The 19,024-nt window shown below is 54.9% G+C and carries 18 protein-coding genes; 12 read left to right on the plus strand and 6 right to left on the minus strand.

The window, feature by feature from the left end; translation table 11 throughout:
• Positions 1–7: 7 nt before the first annotated feature.
• Positions 8–1,228, plus strand: a complete 1,221-nt coding sequence (locus ABIE48_RS05535; RefSeq protein WP_192715110.1) for an MFS transporter — start codon at positions 8–10, stop codon at positions 1,226–1,228.
• Positions 1,229–1,296: 68 nt separating this feature from the next.
• Here ABIE48_RS05535 and ABIE48_RS05540 read toward each other — a convergent pair whose 3' ends face one another.
• Positions 1,297–1,635 carry a VOC family protein gene (locus tag ABIE48_RS05540; RefSeq protein WP_089550074.1) on the minus strand — a complete coding sequence of 113 codons (339 nt, stop codon included), beginning with the start codon at positions 1,633–1,635 and terminating at the stop codon, positions 1,297–1,299.
• A 150-nt stretch (positions 1,636–1,785) separates the two neighbouring features.
• Here ABIE48_RS05540 and ABIE48_RS05545 point away from each other — a divergent pair, with 150 nt between their 5' ends.
• Both ABIE48_RS05545 and ABIE48_RS05550 read left to right on the plus strand, forming a co-directional pair.
• Positions 1,786–2,253, plus strand: coding sequence for a GNAT family N-acetyltransferase (locus ABIE48_RS05545; protein WP_192715109.1), 468 nt, complete (start codon positions 1,786–1,788; stop codon positions 2,251–2,253).
• 473 nt (positions 2,254–2,726) lie between these two features.
• Positions 2,727–3,749 (plus strand): methyltransferase domain-containing protein, encoded by a 1,023-nt coding sequence (locus tag ABIE48_RS05550; protein WP_192715108.1) that lies wholly within the window; start codon positions 2,727–2,729, stop codon positions 3,747–3,749.
• Between the two features lie 77 nt (positions 3,750–3,826).
• Here ABIE48_RS05550 and ABIE48_RS05555 read toward each other — a convergent pair whose 3' ends face one another.
• On the minus strand, positions 3,827–4,717 hold the full coding sequence (locus ABIE48_RS05555; protein ID WP_192715107.1) for a LysR family transcriptional regulator: 891 nt from the start codon (positions 4,715–4,717) through the stop codon (positions 3,827–3,829).
• 146 nt (positions 4,718–4,863) lie between these two features.
• Between ABIE48_RS05555 and ABIE48_RS05560 the strand changes: the two genes are divergently transcribed.
• Positions 4,864–5,526 carry an O-methyltransferase gene (locus ABIE48_RS05560; RefSeq protein WP_192715106.1) on the plus strand — a complete coding sequence of 221 codons (663 nt, stop codon included), beginning with the start codon at positions 4,864–4,866 and terminating at the stop codon, positions 5,524–5,526.
• A 3-nt stretch (positions 5,527–5,529) separates the two neighbouring features.
• Here ABIE48_RS05560 and ABIE48_RS05565 read toward each other — a convergent pair whose 3' ends face one another.
• Positions 5,530–6,099, minus strand: a complete 570-nt coding sequence (locus tag ABIE48_RS05565) for a TetR/AcrR family transcriptional regulator (protein ID WP_145024998.1) — start codon at positions 6,097–6,099, stop codon at positions 5,530–5,532.
• Between the two features lie 242 nt (positions 6,100–6,341).
• On the minus strand, positions 6,342–7,085 hold the full coding sequence (locus tag ABIE48_RS05570; RefSeq protein ID WP_145024996.1) for an SDR family NAD(P)-dependent oxidoreductase: 744 nt from the start codon (positions 7,083–7,085) through the stop codon (positions 6,342–6,344).
• A gap of 354 nt (positions 7,086–7,439) precedes the next feature.
• Here ABIE48_RS05570 and ABIE48_RS05575 point away from each other — a divergent pair, with 354 nt between their 5' ends.
• Positions 7,440–9,203, plus strand: coding sequence for an Ig-like domain-containing protein (locus ABIE48_RS05575; RefSeq protein WP_192715105.1), 1,764 nt, complete (start codon positions 7,440–7,442; stop codon positions 9,201–9,203).
• A 179-nt stretch (positions 9,204–9,382) separates the two neighbouring features.
• Here the strand turns inward: ABIE48_RS05575 and ABIE48_RS05580 are convergent, their stop codons facing one another.
• Complete coding sequence (locus ABIE48_RS05580) at positions 9,383–10,129, minus strand: MerR family transcriptional regulator (protein ID WP_354518470.1); 747 nt, start codon at positions 10,127–10,129, stop codon at positions 9,383–9,385.
• A 110-nt stretch (positions 10,130–10,239) separates the two neighbouring features.
• Here ABIE48_RS05580 and ABIE48_RS05585 point away from each other — a divergent pair, with 110 nt between their 5' ends.
• Positions 10,240–11,523, plus strand: a complete 1,284-nt coding sequence (locus tag ABIE48_RS05585; protein WP_354518472.1) for an MFS transporter — start codon at positions 10,240–10,242, stop codon at positions 11,521–11,523.
• 28 nt (positions 11,524–11,551) lie between these two features.
• Here the strand turns inward: ABIE48_RS05585 and ABIE48_RS05590 are convergent, their stop codons facing one another.
• Positions 11,552–12,016 carry a MarR family winged helix-turn-helix transcriptional regulator gene (locus tag ABIE48_RS05590; protein ID WP_192715104.1) on the minus strand — a complete coding sequence of 155 codons (465 nt, stop codon included), beginning with the start codon at positions 12,014–12,016 and terminating at the stop codon, positions 11,552–11,554.
• Between the two features lie 133 nt (positions 12,017–12,149).
• Here ABIE48_RS05590 and ABIE48_RS05595 point away from each other — a divergent pair, with 133 nt between their 5' ends.
• The 6 genes from ABIE48_RS05595 (at position 12,150) to ABIE48_RS05620 (ending at position 19,023) form a co-directional block, all read left to right on the plus strand.
• A complete protein-coding gene (locus tag ABIE48_RS05595; RefSeq protein WP_354518474.1) occupies positions 12,150–13,229 on the plus strand; it encodes a glycoside hydrolase family 113 protein in 1,080 nt (359 codons plus the stop codon).
• Between the two features lie 129 nt (positions 13,230–13,358).
• Positions 13,359–13,712, plus strand: a complete 354-nt coding sequence (locus ABIE48_RS05600) for a winged helix-turn-helix transcriptional regulator (protein WP_354518476.1) — start codon at positions 13,359–13,361, stop codon at positions 13,710–13,712.
• Positions 13,713–13,869: 157 nt separating this feature from the next.
• Complete coding sequence (locus tag ABIE48_RS05605; protein ID WP_192715103.1) at positions 13,870–14,637, plus strand: MerR family transcriptional regulator; 768 nt, start codon at positions 13,870–13,872, stop codon at positions 14,635–14,637.
• Positions 14,638–15,026: 389 nt separating this feature from the next.
• The gene (locus ABIE48_RS05610) at positions 15,027–16,031 is read left to right on the plus strand and encodes a LacI family DNA-binding transcriptional regulator (protein WP_116232426.1); all 1,005 of its coding nucleotides are present in this window, start codon (positions 15,027–15,029) and stop codon (positions 16,029–16,031) included.
• Between the two features lie 354 nt (positions 16,032–16,385).
• A complete protein-coding gene (locus ABIE48_RS05615) occupies positions 16,386–17,798 on the plus strand; it encodes an ABC transporter substrate-binding protein (protein ID WP_145024986.1) in 1,413 nt (470 codons plus the stop codon).
• A 142-nt stretch (positions 17,799–17,940) separates the two neighbouring features.
• The gene (locus tag ABIE48_RS05620; RefSeq protein ID WP_192715102.1) at positions 17,941–19,023 is read left to right on the plus strand and encodes a carbohydrate ABC transporter permease; all 1,083 of its coding nucleotides are present in this window, start codon (positions 17,941–17,943) and stop codon (positions 19,021–19,023) included.
• The last annotated feature ends 1 nt before the right edge of the window (position 19,024 follow it).

Genomic DNA, 19,024 nt, shown 5'->3' on the forward strand with positions numbered 1-19,024 from the left:
AGAAATAATGAGAAAACCTTCACTGTTTATGATGGCTGTCGCCTTCATTTTGGCCTCTTTAAATTTGCGGCCCGCAATGAATTCCATCTCGCCCATGCTGCAAGCCATTCAGCGGGATTTGGGCATGAGCGCGTTGTCGGCAAGTCTGCTGACGTCCATTCCGGTGCTGTGCATGGGAATATTTCCGGCTTTTGCGGTCAAACTGGGCCAGCGTGCCGGGCTGGAGCGCGTCATCGGCTGGTCGATTGCGGTCATCGGCGCCGGTACGGTGCTGAGATGGTTCACCGGGTCGTCAGCATACCTGCTGCTGACCACCGTCCTGGCCGGGCTAGGGATCGCTGCGGCAGGACCGCTGCTGTCCGGGTTCATTAAGCAGCATTTTCCCGCCAAGGTGCCCGTCATGATTTCGCTCTATACCGTCTCCATGGCGGTCGGAGCCGCGCTCGCATCGGGATTGTCCCTGCCTTTATCGGTCCGGGCCCATTCGTGGCAGGAATCGCTGGCGGTTTGGGCTATCCTCGCTGCCGTCGCCCTGCCGGTGTGGTGGTGGTCGGTTCTCCGCCATACTTGTCGGTCTGCCCGTGCCGAGCGCTCGGCACAGACGGCCGGACTTCCCTGGAACAGTGCCAAAGCATGGGTTCTCACGCTGTCCTTTGGCCTGCTCGCTGTTCTGTTCTTTTCGGTCACGGCTTGGCTGCCGCCAGTCGTGGAACATATGGGATACGGCAGAGCCTATGCGGCGAACATGCTTGTCCTGTTCTCCCTGACACAGATCCCCGTCGGGCTCCTGTTTCCGCACTTGCTCCGGCGTCTGCCTTCCCGACGCTTCTGGCTGGCGCTGGGCGCACTGTCGATGGCCGCCGGCTTCCTGATGCTCTGGATGTCTGTGACGCCATGGCTGGCGGCGATTCTGATCGGCATCGGCCCCGGCGTGTTGTTCCCGGTCAATCTGATGATGCCGATCGAAGCGGTAAGCGATGCTCAGCAGGCGACGGCCTGGTCGGCCATGACCCAATCGTTGGGATACGTGATTGGCGCGATGGGACCGATGCTGCTTGGCGTGATCCACGACGCTGCCGGCAGCTATATGCTGATCATCCCGGTGCTGCTGGCCGTCACGCTGGCCATGGCGGGGGTTCAGCAGCTGGCTGCGAAGCCCGGAGCGGCGAAGGTGCTAAACAAGCAGCGGGCGAAGGAAAAGGAAACAGCCCTTCCCTTGGCAGAGTAAGGAAAGGGCCGTCGATGACGGAGCATCAGCCTGCCGGCTGGCAGTATAGATCGGGACGGGGGCAGGCTTTAGCAGAGGACCTCAACCGTAAACCCGCCCGGTGCCTCGACGTAGAACGTATACCCGTGCGCATGCTGCGGAGGCTTGACATCGTATCCGTCCTCCAGCAGTTTTTGGTTGATGCGGTCGACCTGCTCCTCGGTCTGCTGGGGAAAGCCGACGTGGAACGTTTTGGGGTACTGCACCTCACGGCCCTTCATCAGCGTCAGCACAAACCCGTCATCATCGAAGAGCACCGCGAAGTTGTCGCCGCGGGCTGCCCGGCACTCCAGTCCGAAATAAGTTTCCAGAAAGGCCCGTGACGCCGCCACATCGGTCACCGTTAAATTCAAATGGTTGATTTTCATCATTACCGCCGTCCTTTCAAAATGGGATGACTTTCTTTGCTTACCCCCTTATTATATGACCTTTATGCAAGTGATAAGGTTTCGGTATAATGGGGGTTAAAAAGGGTGGGGTTCACGATAAAAACCCGTCACCTGGCAGGAGGCATCGGTATGGATATTCAGCTTCAAAAGGTGACAAGGGAAAATTGGGAGGAAGCCATTTCCCTCCGGGTTGCGGAGGAACAGGCCGGCTTCACGCCGCCGGTTGCTGTTTCGCTGGCCAAAGTCTACGTTAAACCCGATGGGGACAATGTCGACTATATCCCTTTCGCCATATACGATGGGCCGCGAATGGTCGGTTTTATAATGCACGCATGTGAAGAGAACACGGAGGATATGTACTGGATCAACGGCTTTTTGATTGATGAGCGCCACCAGGGCCAAGGGTACGGCCGGGCCGCCTTGACGGAGATGATCCGTTGGATCGTAAGCCGGTGGGACTGCTGCCGGGAAATCCGCCTGACCGTTCATGGGGACAACAGAATCGCCAAGCGTCTGTACGAGTCGGCAGGCTTTTCGCCAACCGGGACGGTATACGGGGAAGAAGAGGTATGGAGCCTGCCGGTCGCAAAAGACTGATTCATCAGCCTGGATTTCTTGAGGGCCGCAAGGGGGATAGGCTTGCTGGCGCGCAGATCTCTTGCCCCAGCCGGCGGTCTGTAATATAATAGGGAAAATTTCGTAATTGATGGAGGCTGGAACGATGATGATGATGACCGTTTTCTTGACCATTCATTCAGTGAACTAAACTGAATAGCATACCGGAAGCATGAGGTATCCAAGCCCAACAGGGGCTGGGTATATTTTACATGCAGCTTCCGGGGATGCAGTGAATGGTCTTGAGACGGAATTCCTTAATCACGTTCTTTTGCAGGCAGCCTTAGGGGGAGCCTGTGCCTTTTTGCATAGAAGACGCGAATGGACTTTGGTTCATTCGCGTTTTTTTGTTTCCGGGGCAGATGTTCGAAACACATTTAACAGGCCGCCGGAGCAAAAGCCGCTGTTTGCGGGCATTATTCTATGCTTACCATCAATGACGAGGTGATCGATGTATGCCACGCTACTTTTTTACTGTACTGCCTGGGCTGGAAGAAATTCTCGCCGATGAAATGCAGGCTAAAATTTCCGGGGTACGTATTGGGGACAAGGCCAGGGGAAAGGTTTATTTTGACTCTGACTTGCCAGTAGAGTATTTTCTGACGCTGCGGACTGCCGACAATCTGTATCGTTTCATCCACCGGTTCCCGGTGGGTCCTCATAAATTGCATTTACACCATATCGAACAAGAAATCTCCCGTTTGGATTTATCCATGATCCGACTGGATTCTTCCGAAAAGATTAGCTTTAAGGTCAATGCCAGCCGAGCGGGAAACCATACCTACAGCAGGTTTGATGCGTCAGAGGCTGCGGAATTGGGAATCATGCGGCGCTATCGGCATTTTAGACAAGATCACAGCGGCGGGCATCAGCTCGAGTTTCGGCTCGATCTGGTTCAGGAAGAGGCTGTCTTTGCCATCAGGATAACGGATGCGGCGTTCAGGTATAGGGGAAAGACGCGGGAATTTACGCCGGCCGCCCTGCGGCCGACCGTTGCCCACGCGCTCGTGTGGGTGTCCCGTCCGGAGAAGGACGACATTTTCGTTGACCCCTGCTGCGGATCAGGGACCGTGCTGTCCGAGCGCTGTGCGTATCCTCACGCCGGCATTTACGGCGGAGACCTCTCCGAGGTAGCCGTCACAGCTGCCCGTGCCAATGTGGGACACACTTCCGGTGTACACCTTAAGCAATGGGATGCGCAGCGCCTGCCGCTGGATCCGGGATATGCCGGCAAAGTGGTGACCAATCTTCCTTTTGGAAAGCAAATTTCGTCCATAGCATGCATTCCCGTTTTGTATGAAGGAGTGCTTAGAGAAATGAAGCGGGTGCTGAAACCAGGAGGTCAGATCGTCTGTTTAACCGATGCGGGGGGGCCTCTGCTGGCAGCTGCCGAGAAAGCCGATCTCCGTTTGGCCACGGTAGCCGACCTCCGGTTGAAGGGACTGAATCCGTCCATCTATTTGCTGCAAAAAGATTAGTCCGGCCCTGTTGCACGGCTGAACTGGATTTCAGGCAATATGCAGCGAAATGCAGCGCGCCAACAGTGCTTGCCGCATTACACCGGGCGGCTGCGGATCAGCTCGACCAGGTTTGCGGCCGCCGGAGACAGAGGCTCATCCTTGCGGGTGCAGATGGCGATGACGTTCGTCAAACTGACGTCGTCTACATAGACCCGGCACAGCTCTCCCCGCGCCACATATTCGCGTACAACCAACGAGGAGACAAAGTTGGCGCCATATCCGGCAATGACGGCGGTGATCGCCTCGTGCAGACCGTTAAACTGCAGCGCTACCTTGGGGGCCGGGGCGTTGTAGGTGCGGCATAGCGCGAACAGCCGCTCCCGCGTGGAGCTGCCTTCCTCGCGCATGACAAACGGCTCGCTCATCATTTCGGCAAGCGACAGGTGGCGGTTGGCAAACTTATGATTCGGCGCGACGACGAACCACAGCTCGTCCTGGAACAGCTCCTCGGTCTGAATCGTGTCCGGATATTCTTCCGGCAGCCCGCCATAGATGGCCAGGTCGGCTTCGACGCTCAGCAGCTGCCGGAGCGCCCCGCTGGAGTTGGTCGTGGTGATGCTCATCTCGACCTGCTCGTACTGCTGCTTGAACCTTGCAAGCCAGGTCGGGAGGAGAAAGTGCGCAGGCAGGTAGGTCGCCGCCAGGCGGATGTGGCCGGCCGTACCCTGCCCGTAATCCCGCGCCAGCTGCTCGATTTGCTGCTCGACGGCGAACAGCCTCTTGGCGAGCGCAGCTATTTTGTCCCCCGCATCGGTCAGCCGGATGCCCCTTCCTTGCGGTTCGAGCAGGATCAGGGACAGCTCCTTCTCGAATTTCTTGATCTGGGAGGTAATCGCAGGCTGGCTGATCTTCAGCAGCTCGGATGCCCGGGTCACGCTCCCGGTGGAAGCAATCACATGAAATAAGCGCAGGGCGTGCAGGTTCAAGGTGTATCAACTCCTCATCCATTCATATCTTTAATGTATGAAAATCGGCGAAAGATATATTATTCATATCATTATAGACGATCTACAATAGAACCAGAAGCGCTTCTATCCTAAAGATGAAACCAAATGATAAGGAGTGACGGGGAATGAATCCTGTATGGGAACAAGTAGATGAGTATATTGTCGACCGGCTTTGCCCGAATGACCGGGTGTTGGACGAAGTGATCGTGGCGAACCGGAAGGCGGATCTTCCGGAAATCGATGTAACGGCGAATCAGGGGAAGTTTTTGCAGCTGCTCGTGCAGATCAAAGGGGCTAAACGGATCCTGGAAATCGGGACGCTGGGGGCCTACAGCACGATATGGATGGCTAGAGGCTTGATTGAAGGCGGGCGGATCATCACACTGGAGCTGAGTCCGCATCATGCCGAAGTCGCCAAGAAGAACATCGTCCGGGCGGGGCTGGAACAGACGATCGAAGTACGCACCGGGGACGCGCTTGAACAGCTGGCCCAAATGGAGAAAGAGGGGGTGAAGCCGTTTGACCTCATTTTTATCGATGCGGATAAGCCGAACAATCCGAACTATCTCCGCTGGGCGCTGCATTTTTCCCGGCCGGGAACGGTCATTGTCGGGGACAACGTTATCCGCAACGGGGAAATTGCCGATCGGCACAGCACTGACCCGCGGGTGCAGGGTGTCCGAACGTTCTACGATATGCTCAGCGGGCATCCGAATATTTCGGCCACGGCGCTGCAGACGGTGGGGAGCAAGGGGTACGACGGGTTTATGATTGGCATCGTGAAATAAGCGTTACTTATTCCATAAAATCGGGTTTTTATATGGCCCGTGGAAGGAGATTTCGAGCAGCTTGGACGCCATGGTGACGGCGGAATATTTATAGTTGCTGCGAACCCACCAGACGATGCTTTCCAAATAAGCACCCGTTGTGTAGGCTATGACGAAGGACATCTCCATGCGGAGCCCTTCTTCGGACGTTTGGGATACGCGAATGCCGTCTTCTACGTAATGCCTGATGATGTTTTTGACTTCCTGAATAAATAAGTCGTCCGGTTTATACACGAGCATGACTTCATAGGCAAGCTGGTTCTGAATGATATGCTCAAACAGGGCGACCATGTTTTCCGGAAGGTCCTCGGAACGCAGCTCGTCAATCCTTTTGGGATGGGTAATGGTCAAGGACTGCCTTAAATCGTTTAAAATCGCATTATGCAGGTCGACGCGCAATTCCAGAATATCTTTATACAATTTATAAAACGTAGGCCGCGTTACATGAGCTTCCTGACAGATGCGCTGAATGGTGATGCTCTTTTCGTTTTCCTTCAGCATCAGCGACAAATAAGCCCGTTGTATTTTTTTCATCGAATGCACTTGCCTTGGATCTTTTCTTTCCACCTACATCACACCTATCTTTTGGTAACTCTATACTAGCATAAAAAACGTCATTCGACGTATATTCAAGGCAGCCAGACGTCACCTGCGGATGATCTATCTTGCGATAAAAGGATGCCGAATAGCCGAGAAAAAAAGGGACTGCCTCAAAGGTTCGAACCATTTGAGAAGCAGTCCCTGTTATTATACGGGATTGAAAAAATGCCCCCGGATTACAGCGCCGTCCAGCCGCCATCAATGACGAGTTCCGCACCCGTCATAAATCTGGACTCGTCACTGGCCAGGAATACGACGCCATAAGCAACGTCTTCCGGCTCGCCCATGTAAGGAAGCTGGGTGTGCGCCTCATAATAAGGCATGGCGGATGCCATCGAAGGAGCGGTCATCGGCGTGACGATGATGCCGGGATGGACGGAGTTGACGCGGATTCGATCCTTGCCGTACTCGACGGCAGCGGATTTGGACAACGCGCGCAGCGCCCCTTTGGCAGCCGTATAGGGGCTTGACCCTGCCATGCCCACAATGCCGCCGATGGATGAAATATTAATAACCGATCCGCCGCCGGCCTTTTTCATTTCAGGGATGCAGTATTTCATGCCAAGCACGCAGCCGTTCAGATTGATGTCCATGACTTTGTTCCACTCGTCCATCTCCATATCGGCCATCGTTTTGGGACTTGCGACGCCCGCATTATTCACCAATACATCCACTTTGCCGTAGAGCTCAACCGTTCTTGCAACGATCGCCTTCCATTCCTCTTCCGAGGTGACGTTCTGCTTCAGCGCCACTGCTTCGCCGCCGTTTGCGGTAATTTCGGCAACGATTTCATTGAGCTTCGCCTCGTTTAAGTCGGTTGCGACGACCTTTGCGCCTTCTTTAGCAAACAATTTCGCTTCCGCCGCACCCATTCCGTTTGCTGCCCCGGTGATGATCGCCACTTTGCCTTGTAATCTCATGCCAGATTGCCTCCCCAATATAAAGTGTAAACGAATCCTGCTTTAGAGAATTTTGTTTACATTGTGTAAAATAGTTCATACAATTATTAGCACACTTTCATGACGAATGCAATGGCGCTATATACGGGCTCATTCCATCGAACTAGGTCCAGAGGGTTGCAGATCGCCTTGATCGGTGAACGGAAAACCGTTCATACGACACAGGGATTTAAGAGATTAGGGGGATACCCACCTGGATGATTTGAACCCATAATTAGAGCAGATTGAAATATTATGGAATTTAATCAGCGAGACGTGAGGGGTGCGCATATGTCCAGGTTTTTACTTCGATTTACAAGCATGATGTTGGTATTGTTGATTGTGTTGCCAGGGGGAAAGGCGGAGGTAGTCCGCGCGGAAAGCGACAGCCAGACGCATATGGAATGGTCCCGGGAATACGGCAGCTGGTCTGCCGGTGAAGGCGTTCTTCCCACTTCGGACGGCGGATACCTTGCTTTGGGTAGTTATACGGAAGTCGTGCCTGCGGGGGAGTGGGACGATTATGAGCAACAAGCGTATATCATGAAGCTCAGCCCGGAGGGAGAGGTGAAATGGGAGCAAAGGTTGGCCTACGGCGGTTCGAGCACCAATGAAGCGCTGTCCGCGATTGAAACCCGGGACGGCGGGTATCTCGTGTACGGAACATCCACCAATCAGGCCGGTGAACCGTACAGCCAGATGTATCTGGCCAAACTGGATGCCGACGGCGGTCTGAAGTGGGACCGGACCCAGGATGATCCTTATATTTACAGCACACCGAAGGCAGCGGTGGAGCTGGAGGATGGAAGCTTCGTTATCGGCGGCAAGGGCATCTCCAAGATGGGATACGAGACTGCTTACGCGCTTAAGGTCGATGGGCAGGGACAGGAGCTGTGGTATAACAAATACCGTTATGCGGAGAGCCAGTATTTTGACGATTTGATTCCGGCGGTCGACGGCGGGCTGATCGCAGTGGGCGCGGTGAATACTCCGGAATACGAGGCAGGGGATCCGGACGCGCTGCTGATCGTCAAATTGAATGCGGATGGGCAGGAGGTTTGGGCTAAGCAGATCAGTGATCCCCACACGGACCGGGGCGCTTTTGCGGTCATCCCCGCGGGTGACGACGGTTATTTGATCGGCAGCCAGCGGGTGGTAGACCAGCAGCGCATTACGATTCTGACGAAGACGGATCTGAACGGGGAGCCGCAGTGGGAGAAGACGTTCAAGACGGAGGGCTCGGACTATGAGGTGTTTAACAATTTGGTTCCGTTAGGCGACGGATACGCCCTGCTGGGGGGCCACTATTCGGGAAGCCCTTCGAACCGGAAAATCCAGTACGATGTGCTGACTGTGGACAGGGACGGTAACCTTCTGAACCGCCACTTGTTCAAGGAGGCTGCTTTATCCCGCTACGGCATCGGTGCCGCCGGTCCGGACGGAGGCGTCATCGTTCCCGGCACGGTACTGCGCGAGGAAACGACGAAGTTCCAGCTCATTAAGGTTGCCCCTTTTCAGGAGCAGGGGCCAGCGGATGACCGCAAGCCGACAAGCATTGCTTTTTCCGGAAAGGAACTGAAGCTTAAAGAAGGGGAAACCGTTCCTTCCGTGCTTGAGGCGGTATACGAGGATGGATCGCACAGCGATCTGTCCACAGCGGCGGTGTACAGCATCGAAGATGCGTCCATTGCCGAGGCGGACCCTTCCGGGCGTGTCATCGGCGTCTCGCGGGGGAAAACCTATCTGCTTGCGGAATTCCAGGGGCTGAGCGCTAGGATCAAGGTCCAGGTGCTGCCTAAGGACAGCGACGAATTCGATAAGGTCAAAGGTCGGCTTCAACTGGATTCGGACGAGTATTCTTTGGCCGCCGGCACGCAGATCGATATCCGTCTGACGGTGCTGGATTACTTGACCGGCAAGGAAACCGACGTAACCAAGCAGGCGAAGTTCCGCAGCGAGAACCCTGATATCGCGGATATCGATCCGGAAGGAAATCTGGTCGGGAAGCGGGCAGGGAACACGACGATTTATGCTTTTTATAAAGGCAGCCATGTCATGGCAGACGTGCAGGTGATGCGCTCGGGTGGTTCGGAGCGTTAAAGAAAACGCAATTGGCCGATGTCAGCGGCACCAAAAGGGGAAGCGGGAATTCTCCAATCGCCCCCTCCCACGAATAAACCCTGGAAAGAGGCAAAAAGACGGACCAGCTGCAGCTGATCCGTCTTTTTGCGTCCTTCGATCCTGATGGCATTGGATCTTGATGGCTTCCGATACGCCTGTTAAGTGTTCTGCGCAAACGCTTCGGCTGCGGTGCACAGATAATAGGACAGGCCGGTTTGCTGGGACTCCAGCATGTTCCGGTGAAAGTCGTCCTGCAGGAAAAAGCGCGCCTGCGCGGCAAATGCGTCCGGTCCGGTGTCATGTCCATGCTTCTTCAAAGCCTCCAGATGCGATGCGATCAGCTGCCGGATCTGCCCGTCGTCGTATTTGACGCCATCCTTCAGCGCCTGCGCCATTCCGTTCATAAAGCGCACCGCCTCCGCGGCCTGCTCGTTCATCTCGACCGGATCCACCCGGTTTTCTTCCAGCATGTCGTATCCGTAATTCTCCTGGACATGGCGGTTCTGCTCCGCCAACGCTTCCTTCCATTCCTCTTCGCTCTGAAATCCTTGGAACATATCCTTCGTATTCATCGCTTTTCCCTCCCGTGTATGTTGAATGGACTCATCCAGCGTATGGACAAGCCGCTCGAGCCGGCTCATCCGGCCGAGGAGGAGTTCCCTTTGACCGGACAAAATCTCGGCTCTGCCCGGCTGATCCTCCAGCAGCTGCTTGATTTGCTCCAGCGGAAAATCGAGCTCCTTATAGAACAAAATGTGCTGCAGACGCTCCAGTTCTTCCATGCCGTATAACCGATATCCCGCCTCAGTAATCTCCCTCGGCATCAGGAGGCCGATCTTGTGGTAGTGATGGAGCGTCTTGATGGTGACATTCGACAGCTCCGATACTTCTTTCACGGTGTACACCTGGTCATTTCCTCCTTTCGCGGTTAGTGTATAGCCTCCCCTAAGGTCAGAGTCAAGCAGGGAACCCGAAAAAATGAGTCATTGACTCTCCCCTTGGAGGAGGCTACATCATGGAATCCGAAACGCACATGATGAAATCCAAACCAGGAAGGGAGTCTAAGAATATGTTCGCTTCGTTAAAGCTGTTACATCATCCATGGATTCGCATCGTCCTCATTTCCAATCTGCTGACGCAAACCGGCATTTGGGTCCGGAACTTCGCAGTGCTGTTCTATGTTGTTAACAAGACTGGCGGCGACGCCTTCGCCGTCTCTATGATCTCGGTTGCCGAGTACGCTCCGATGTTGGTATTTGCCTTGATCGGAGGCGTGTTCGCCGACCGGTGGCCGCCGCGCAGAACGCTGATCTGGTGCGATGCGCTCGCCGCCGTCTCCATCTGGATCGTCCTCGCGGCCATGAAATCGGGTGCCTGGGAAGCCGTATTCTTCCCGACCTTGATATCCGCCGTACTGTCCCAATTGTCGCAGCCATCAGGAATGAGGCTGTTTCAAGAACGGGCCGCGGCGGACTTGATCCAGCCGGCGATGTCCGTGCTGCAGACGATGTTTGCCGTGTTTATGGTGCTCGGCCCCGTTCTTGGGACATGGGTGTACCAAACCTTTGGCATCGGCGTTTCCATGGGCTTGACCGGGACTGTTTTTCTGCTGTCCGCCGCCGTGCTGGGATGGATTCCAGCCGATTCCAAAGCCAAAGGGGGCGGCCGAAGAAAAGGAACCTCGGTATTCCGGGAGATGAGGGACGGCATCCGTTATGTCACTTCGAACCGCGTACTGGGTCGGCTCAGTCTCTGTTTTGCGGCTGTCGGTCTGGGGATCGGCCTCATTTCGCCGCTAAGCGTCTTCATTGTGACCGACAAGCTCGGTCTTCCCGCCGATCACCTGAAATGGCTGTCCATCCCGTATGGCGCCGGGGAGATTGCCGGCGGGATCGCCGCGTTTGCGCTGGCCGGCCGCATGGCTCCCCAGACGCTGCTGATGCTCGGCCTGATCGTCAATGCAGCCGGGATTGCCGTCACCGGATGGTCCGGTATGCTGTGGCTCACGATGCTGGCCCAGTTCGTTATCGCCCTGCTGCAGCCGGCGATATTCATCGGTAACCAAACGCTCGTCATGCAGCATACGGAGCCCGAATACATCGGACGGGTGAGCGGAATCCGCACGCCGCTTATGACGGGTGCCATGCTCTTGATGATGAGCCTGTCCGGCGTGCTCGCCGGCCGCCTACCGCTCGGAATCATCTACAGCTTGGCAGGGTTGTGCCTGCTGATCGGCCTGCTGACCGTGCTCCCACTGTACCGGCAGCGGGAATCCGCTCCCGCAAGCCGGCCCGAGTAACGGATCAAGCCCGGCCGGACAGGCCGGGCTAATCCGCCTTAGCCGTATCCGGCTCTAACCGGCGCAGGATTCGGGTCATCTTCTCAAGGCAGAAACCGAGGTCGCTTCGGTCCTCCTCGCTAAGACGGTCCAGCTGCTGGCTAAGCTCGTGGTGGAAGGACTCCCACCGGCTGCTTACGATTCGCCGGCCTTTCTCGGTCAAGGACAATCCGATCTGACGCTTATCCTGAGGGTCCGGCTGCTTGGTGAGGCATTCCTTCTCTTCAAGCTTGGCGATCAGGGGCGTAAGCTGCTGCTTGGATATATGCAGATGTTTGGCCAGAAGGCTCATCGAATAACTATCCGGTTGATGATATAAAGCCTCGAGCACGTGGTACTGCAGATGCGTCAGCTCAGGCAACATTTGCCGCGCAGAAGGCATGTCAAAGCCGCGGTGAAGCAGCGGGATCAGCTGAATATAAGCTGCGGCAAGCCTGGAGTTGTCTGAATTCATGGCGTGTTCTCCTTCATCCCTATCCGTTTGACAGGTAGTAAATATTTATTTATATTATTCACGTATTAACGCAAAATATCAACAGTGATAGTAAATAAATATTAATTAAAAACGAGACAGAGGAGGAACCCTAATGACCCGCAGTATGGCCAATGATTCAATAAATCGCAAGAGCGGCGGTCCTCGCAGGAGGGGAATCAACTATGATGTCGGAACGTACACCCGCGGACCGGATCAGCCCTCCTCGAGAGAACTTTTTGATCCGGAGACCGTCCGGAAGGAAACGGAGATCATCCAGAGCGAACTGCACTGCACCAGTATCCGTATTTCGGGCAGGGATGTGGACAGGCTGGTGGCCGCTTCGGAATACGCTCTCCATCAGGGGCTCGAGGTGTGGTTCTCCCCGGCTCTGATCGATGAGGAAGAACAAGCGATGCTCGAGTACTACAGGAAATGTGCAATCGCGGCGGAGACGCTGCGGCGAAAAGGAGCGGACGTCGTGTTTGTGGCCGGCTGCGAGCTGAGTCTGTTCATGAAAGGGATATTGGAAGGAGCTACGTCCTTCGACCGAATCGGGGTGCTGATGAGCCCTTGGCGGCTGCTCAAATACACCATTCGAAAGGGATCTTTTCATAAGCGTCTGAACGCTTTTCTCAGCAAAGCCGTAAATGTGATCCGGGAGCATTTCCACGGGCAAGTCACCTATGCTTCCGGTACGTGGGAAAATGTGAATTGGGGTCCTTTTGACATCGTTTCGGCCGATCATTACCGCGATGCGTATAACGATAAGCGCTACCGGGGGCAGCTGCGCGCCTATTTCAAGCACGGTAAACCGGTCGTCATCACGGAATTCGGATGCTGCACCTACGAAGGGGCGCAGGACCGGGGAGGTTTTGGCTGGAACGTCGTAGATCATGGACATTCGCCCAAGCGGCTGGGGGAGGGCATTGTGAGGGACGAACAGGTGCAGGTCCGGTACATGAGGGAGCTTTTCGATATTTTTCAGGAAGAAGGGGTGGATGGAGCCTTTTGGTTTACGTTTGCCATGCCAAGCTATCCGTATGACGAAGAGCCGGCCTTTAACTTGGATACGGCCAGCTACAGCGTCGTGCGTACGTTCAAAGACGGGCGGACAGGGGCGGCCTATCCCGGGATGCCGTGGGATACGAAGGCTTCCTTTGCGGCACTGGGCGAGCTCTATGATCGGCCGTAGGAATCCGGCAAGCGTACCATCCGCTCATTGACACGGGCACGCTGAAGCTATATATTCAGGGCAGCATCCTGCCGGCCAGGCGGGATAACGTCGGTACTTTTTTCTCGAACATGAGGGAGGTGAAGCGCTTTGGAAGATCATGCTTTGAAATATAATCCCGAAGAGTCGGGCTCGAAAATTTGCGAGGTTTTGCAAATCCTGAAGACCAAATGGGCGTTCCTCGTACTGGATGAACTGCTGAAGGGCCCGCAGCGGTTTAATCAGCTTCAGCGCAATGCGTCCGTAATTAAAACCCAGTCGCTGACGGATACGCTCCGGCATCTTGAACGGATGGGACTTGTAAACCGCGAGGTGTTCCCCACAGTCCCGGTGACGGTCGAATATTCGCTAACGGAGAAGGGCGCCGATTTTCAGCTCGCCTTAAAGGAAATGGAGCGATGGGTGGATAAATGGGGCGGGCGGAACCCGGCTTCAGCTGAGTAATGGAACATAGCAATAGGTCAAATGTTACTTCAAGGGCTGCTCGGCATGGCTTTCGTCTGAAGGTCCGCCTGGTGAGCCCTTTTTGCTGTGTGCAGAAAAAGGGTTTGACATTGACGCTGCGTAAAGGTGTACAGTGAAACCGTCAGGAGGTGACCCCATGGAATACACCGTACAGAAGCTGGGAAGGCTCGCGGGCGTCAGCACCCGGACCCTGAGGTACTATGACGAAATCGGTCTTCTTAAGCCGGCTAGGATCAATTCGTCAGGGTACCGGATTTATGGGGAGGATGAGGTGAACAGGCTGCAGCAAATTTTATTTTTCAGAGAGCTGGACGTTAGCCTGGACCGCATCAAGGAGCTGATGTCCTCACCTTCTTTTAACAGCAGCGAAGCTCTGAAGGAACATCGTGAGAAGCTTCTTGACAAACGCAGGCAGCTGGACCGGCTGATTGCCAACGTGGAACGGACGATCCAGTATCAGGAAGGGAGAATGAACATGACGGATCAGCAGAAATTTGAAGGTTTCAAACAACAACTCATTGACGATAACGAACAGAAGCACGGCAAGGAAATCCGTGAGAAGTACGGGGATGCGGCTATTGAGCGTTCCAACGCCAAGGTGAAAAACATGACCAAGGAGCAGTACGAAGAGGTGTCCCGCCTGGCCGATGAGGTGCTGTCCACGCTTGGGCAGGCTTATCAAACAGGAGATCCTGCCGGTGAGCTCGCCCAGAAGACGGCTGACCTCCACAAGCAGTGGCTGACGTACTACTGGAGCGATTACAGCAAAGAGGCGCATGCCGGGCTGGCCCAGATGTATGTGGACGACGAGCGCTTCAAGGCTTACTATGATGCGAAGCAGCCGGGAGCGGCGGAGTTTCTGCGGGACGCAATTCTGGTCTACACAGGGATGGCGAAGTCCTGAACCAGGACTGGGGAGTGACAAAGGTAAAAAAAATCAAGTAAGGAATAAGATCGCCCAATCGGCCTGGGAAAACCAGACGGAAGGCGGTCTTATTTTTTTGTAAAATATGGATTCAAAACGCCGCAGTTCATGAATAAAGACTGGAAATGTACAGCTGACCTTCCCGAAAGAAACCGCAGACGTTTGGCGCAGTACCTAAGAGCCCTGATGGGGCTTTTTTTGCTGGGAGGACGAAGAACCTTTCCCTATGCAGCTATAGGCACCTTAAATGAGTAAAAACGTTTCGGCATAATAAGGTGATTGTAAGCGCTTAAAAAAGTTATTGCCAACTCGAAATACCCTTGCTATAATCGCCTTGAAAAGGTTTTCTTAAAAAGGAAGTTGCCCACATGAAACCAACAATCAGAGATGTTGCCAAGATGGCCGGTGTCTCCATCAGTACGGTCTCGCGGGTCATGAACTCGCCCGAGTCAGTGGTGGAGGCTAAGCGCTCACGCGTACTCGAAGCGATCGAGAAGCTCCAGTATCAGCCGAATGCCTTTGCCAGGGGGCTGATTTACAGAAAGTCCTTTACCCTTGGGCTCCTCATCCCGGATATCGAGAACATGTACTTTGCCGGGATCATCCGGGGGATGCAGGACGCCTGCGTCAAGCTCGGATACAGCTTGATGATCTGCAACACCGACCGCGACAAGGACCGTCTGCTATCTTACATCGACGCCTTCCGCGAGAAGCAGGTGGACGGCATCGTCTTCGCCAGCGATATCCTGTATCCGGAGTACTATGAGAAGCTCACCGCATGCCGCATCCCGTTCGTGCTGCTGTCCTCGCATTCGGACGAATTCGAGGTTCCGAGCGTCGAGGTCGACGACGAGGAGGCCGCCTATGAGGCCGTGAAGTTCCTCATTGAGCTGGGCCACCGGGAGATCGGTATGATCGGTTTCAACCATGTGAACTCGGTATCGGGGCCGCCGCGGTATGAAGGCTTCGTCCGGGCCATGAAGGAAGGCGGGCTCACCCACAACATCGAAAAGGTGGCGTACGCGGAACACCGGTTCGAGCAGGCTTATCATGCGACGCACGAGCTTTTTTCCGCCCATCCGGACATTACGGCCGTGTTCTGCGTGGCGGACGAATTCGCCATGGGGACGATCTCGTATCTGAAGGACCGGAATATTCTCGTGCCGGGTCAGGTGTCGGTCGTCGGGTTCGACAATCTGCGGATGGCGAATATGTTCATTCCGAAGCTGACGACGGTGGCTCAGCCGATTTACGAGCTCGGATACCGCGCGGCGGAGAAGCTTCATGAACTGCTTACGACAGGCAGTGTGAAGGTCCCAAAGGAGATGATGAAGCATAAGCTGATCGTAAGGGAGTCATCCCGCCAGAGGTAAGCAGAATTTTTTTTAGAGATCAGAAAGTAAAAGCTTCGGAGCTTCCGCTTTCCAGATCTCGCAAGAAAAACTTCCGCTAAATGCGGTCTGTCTGCTGTGAAGAAACGTCGATAGCTCTTTTTTTTACACGATATTGAAAAGCTTTTCAGAGGGAGATTTCCTCCCGAATTCATGTAAGCGTTGTATTTGACCAATATGTTCATTGGTGTATGAACTGGATGTTTCAGGAGGGCGCCGAATTCAATTCTATGAAGGGGGTGAGCGGCCGCTAAGCTAGGAACCCGTGATGGCATCCGTAACCTGAATCAGGAATCATGAATCGTTTTCTAAATGAAGAAAAGGGGATGTTCCAAAATGAAAAAAACATCAAAGCCCAAACTATCGCTGCTGATGGTGCTGGGACTGTCGTTTACAATGGTGATGAGCGCCTGCGGAAGCAGCAAGGATGCAGGTCCTACGACAGAACCTGCTGGTACGGCGTCTAACAACGGAGGTTCGACAGCAACGGCAACCGAGCCTGCGGCCACACCGGGTTCGCCGCTGGAGGAGGCGCTTCAGGGCAAATATAAAGGCACCAAAGTGACGATGTTCGGGCCGTTTGTGGATGCGGACCAGAAGAAATTCGAGTCCAGCATCAAAGACTTTGAGGATAAAACGGGCATCGATATTCAATATGAAGGCTCCAAGGAGTTCGAGGCGACCATCAACGTCCGTGTGGACGGCGGCAACGCGCCGGATATCGCCGACTTCCCGCAGCCAGGCCTGCTGGCCTCAATCGCCAAGACCGGCAAAGTGGTGGACCTGACCAAAGTTCTGGACCAGGAGAAACTGAAGAAGAACTACAACCAAAGCTGGCTCGACATGGGGACGATGGACGGCAAGGACGGCAAAATTATGGCCGGCATCTGGAACCGCAGCAACGTGAAGAGCTTGGTCTGGTATCCGAAAAAGCAGTTTGAGGAAGCCGGCTACAAAGTTCCGGAAACTTGGGACGAAATGATGGCTCTGACCGAGCAGATCGCCAAGGACGGCGACCCGGCATGGACGATCGGCATCGAGAGCGGCGCGGCTACCGGCTGGCCGGGTACCGACTGGATCGAAAACATTATGCTGCGCACGACAACACCTGAAAACTACGACAAATGGGTCAAAGGCGAGCTGCCTTTCACATCGCCTGAAGTGAAGAACGCGTTTGAACTCATGTCCAAAATCTGGATGAACAAGGACTATGTGTATGGCGGCACCAAATCGATCGTGACGACCGCTTTCGGCGATGCGCCGAAGCCGATGTTCGAGAATCCTCCGAAAGCCTGGTTCAACCTGACAGGCAACTTTATTACCAGCTTCTTCCCTGAAACGGCTAAGGTCGACCAGGACTACGACTGGTTCTACCTGCCGCCGATCGATTCGAAATACGGCAAACCGGTGCTTGTGGCCGGAGACATCTATGCCATGTTCAACGACCGTCCGGAAGTCCGCGCGGTGATGGAGTTCTTCACGACCGGCGAATCGATCAAGTCGTGGGTGCAGTCCGGCGGCGTGATCGCTCCGATGAACGACGCTTCGCTTGACTGGTACACCTCCGAGTCCGACCGCCGCATGGCGAAGCTGGTCCAGGATGCGACGACCCTCCGTTTTGACGGTTCCGACCTGATGCCGGGCAAAGTGGGCGCCGGCACGTTCTGGAAGGGCATGACCGACTATGTCAGCGGCACTGCGACGCTGGATGAGGCGCTGAAGCAAATTCAGGCTGGCTGGAACAACTAACCGCAGCCGCTTAGCTTTTTGGCAGCGCAGAGGCAGGGATGGGGCAACAAAAGAGGCTGATCGGGTTTAGCGATCCGTCGGCCTCTCTTTTTCCTCCCCGCGTGTGATCTACCCATGAAGTCGTCTGTTTAGGAGGATACCTATGAATACGCAAACGAAACCGGGATTCAGCATCAAGGCGCTGCTCATCTTTCTGGGCGTCCTGATCGCCAATATCGCCGTCAACGGCGCGATTTTCGTCTTTTTCCGGGATTCGTCCCTGAACCCGCTGCTTACCGCAGTGCTGGCCGTTCTATGGGGCGTTCTGGGCGTTTACTTGATTTATTATACGTTCACCTGGGCGGTGGAGAAGTTTCCCGACCGGATCAGCCGCAGCGTGCTCCCGTATGTGTTTATCGGGCCGGCGGTTCTGGTGCTGGGCTGGCTGCTCGTGCTGCCAGCGCTGCGTACGCTGTACCTGAGCTTTTTCAATGCGTCTTCTGATAAGTTCGTCGGTCTGGGCAACTATATCGCCATTTTCAGCGACCGGCTGCTCGCGACCGCGCTGCGCAACAACCTGCTGTGGGTTTTCGTCGGAACACTGGCGTGTGTCGCCTTTGGGCTGCTGATTGCCATTCTTGCAGACCGGAGCAGTTATGAGCGGATCGCAAAATCGATCATTTTCATGCCGATGGCCATTTCCTTCGTGGCGGCCGGCGTCATCTGGAAGTTTGTGTACTATTATCAGCCGGGAGACGAGCAGATCGGCCTCCTGAACGCCATCGTAATGGCGCTCGGCGGTGAGCCCCAGGCTTGGGTCAGCATGCTCCAGCCGTGGAACAACTTCTTCCTGATCATCATCCTGATTTGGATGCAGACGGGCTTCGCCATGGTGATCTTCTCGGCGGCCATCAAGGGCGTGCCGGACGATATTCTGGAAGCCTCCCGCGTCGACGGAGCCGGCGAAATCCGCATTTTCTTCCGCATCATCATTCCGTTTATCTCGACGACGATTCTGACCGTCACGACGACGATCATCGTGTTCACCCTGAAAATTTTCGATGTGGTCATGGTCATGACGGGCGGACAGTACGGCACGGAAGTAGTGGCGACCCAGTTCTACCGGCAGTTCTTCATGTACCGGAACTTCGGCTACGGCTCAACGCTGGCCATCGTGCTCCTGATCGCCGTTCTGCCGGTCATCATCATCAATTTGCGCCAGTTCCGCAAGCAGGGGGGATTCTGAC

This window comes from Paenibacillus sp. OAE614, assembly GCF_040546645.1.
In the GTDB taxonomy this organism is placed as follows: domain Bacteria; phylum Bacillota; class Bacilli; order Paenibacillales; family Paenibacillaceae; genus Paenibacillus_AQ; species Paenibacillus_AQ favisporus.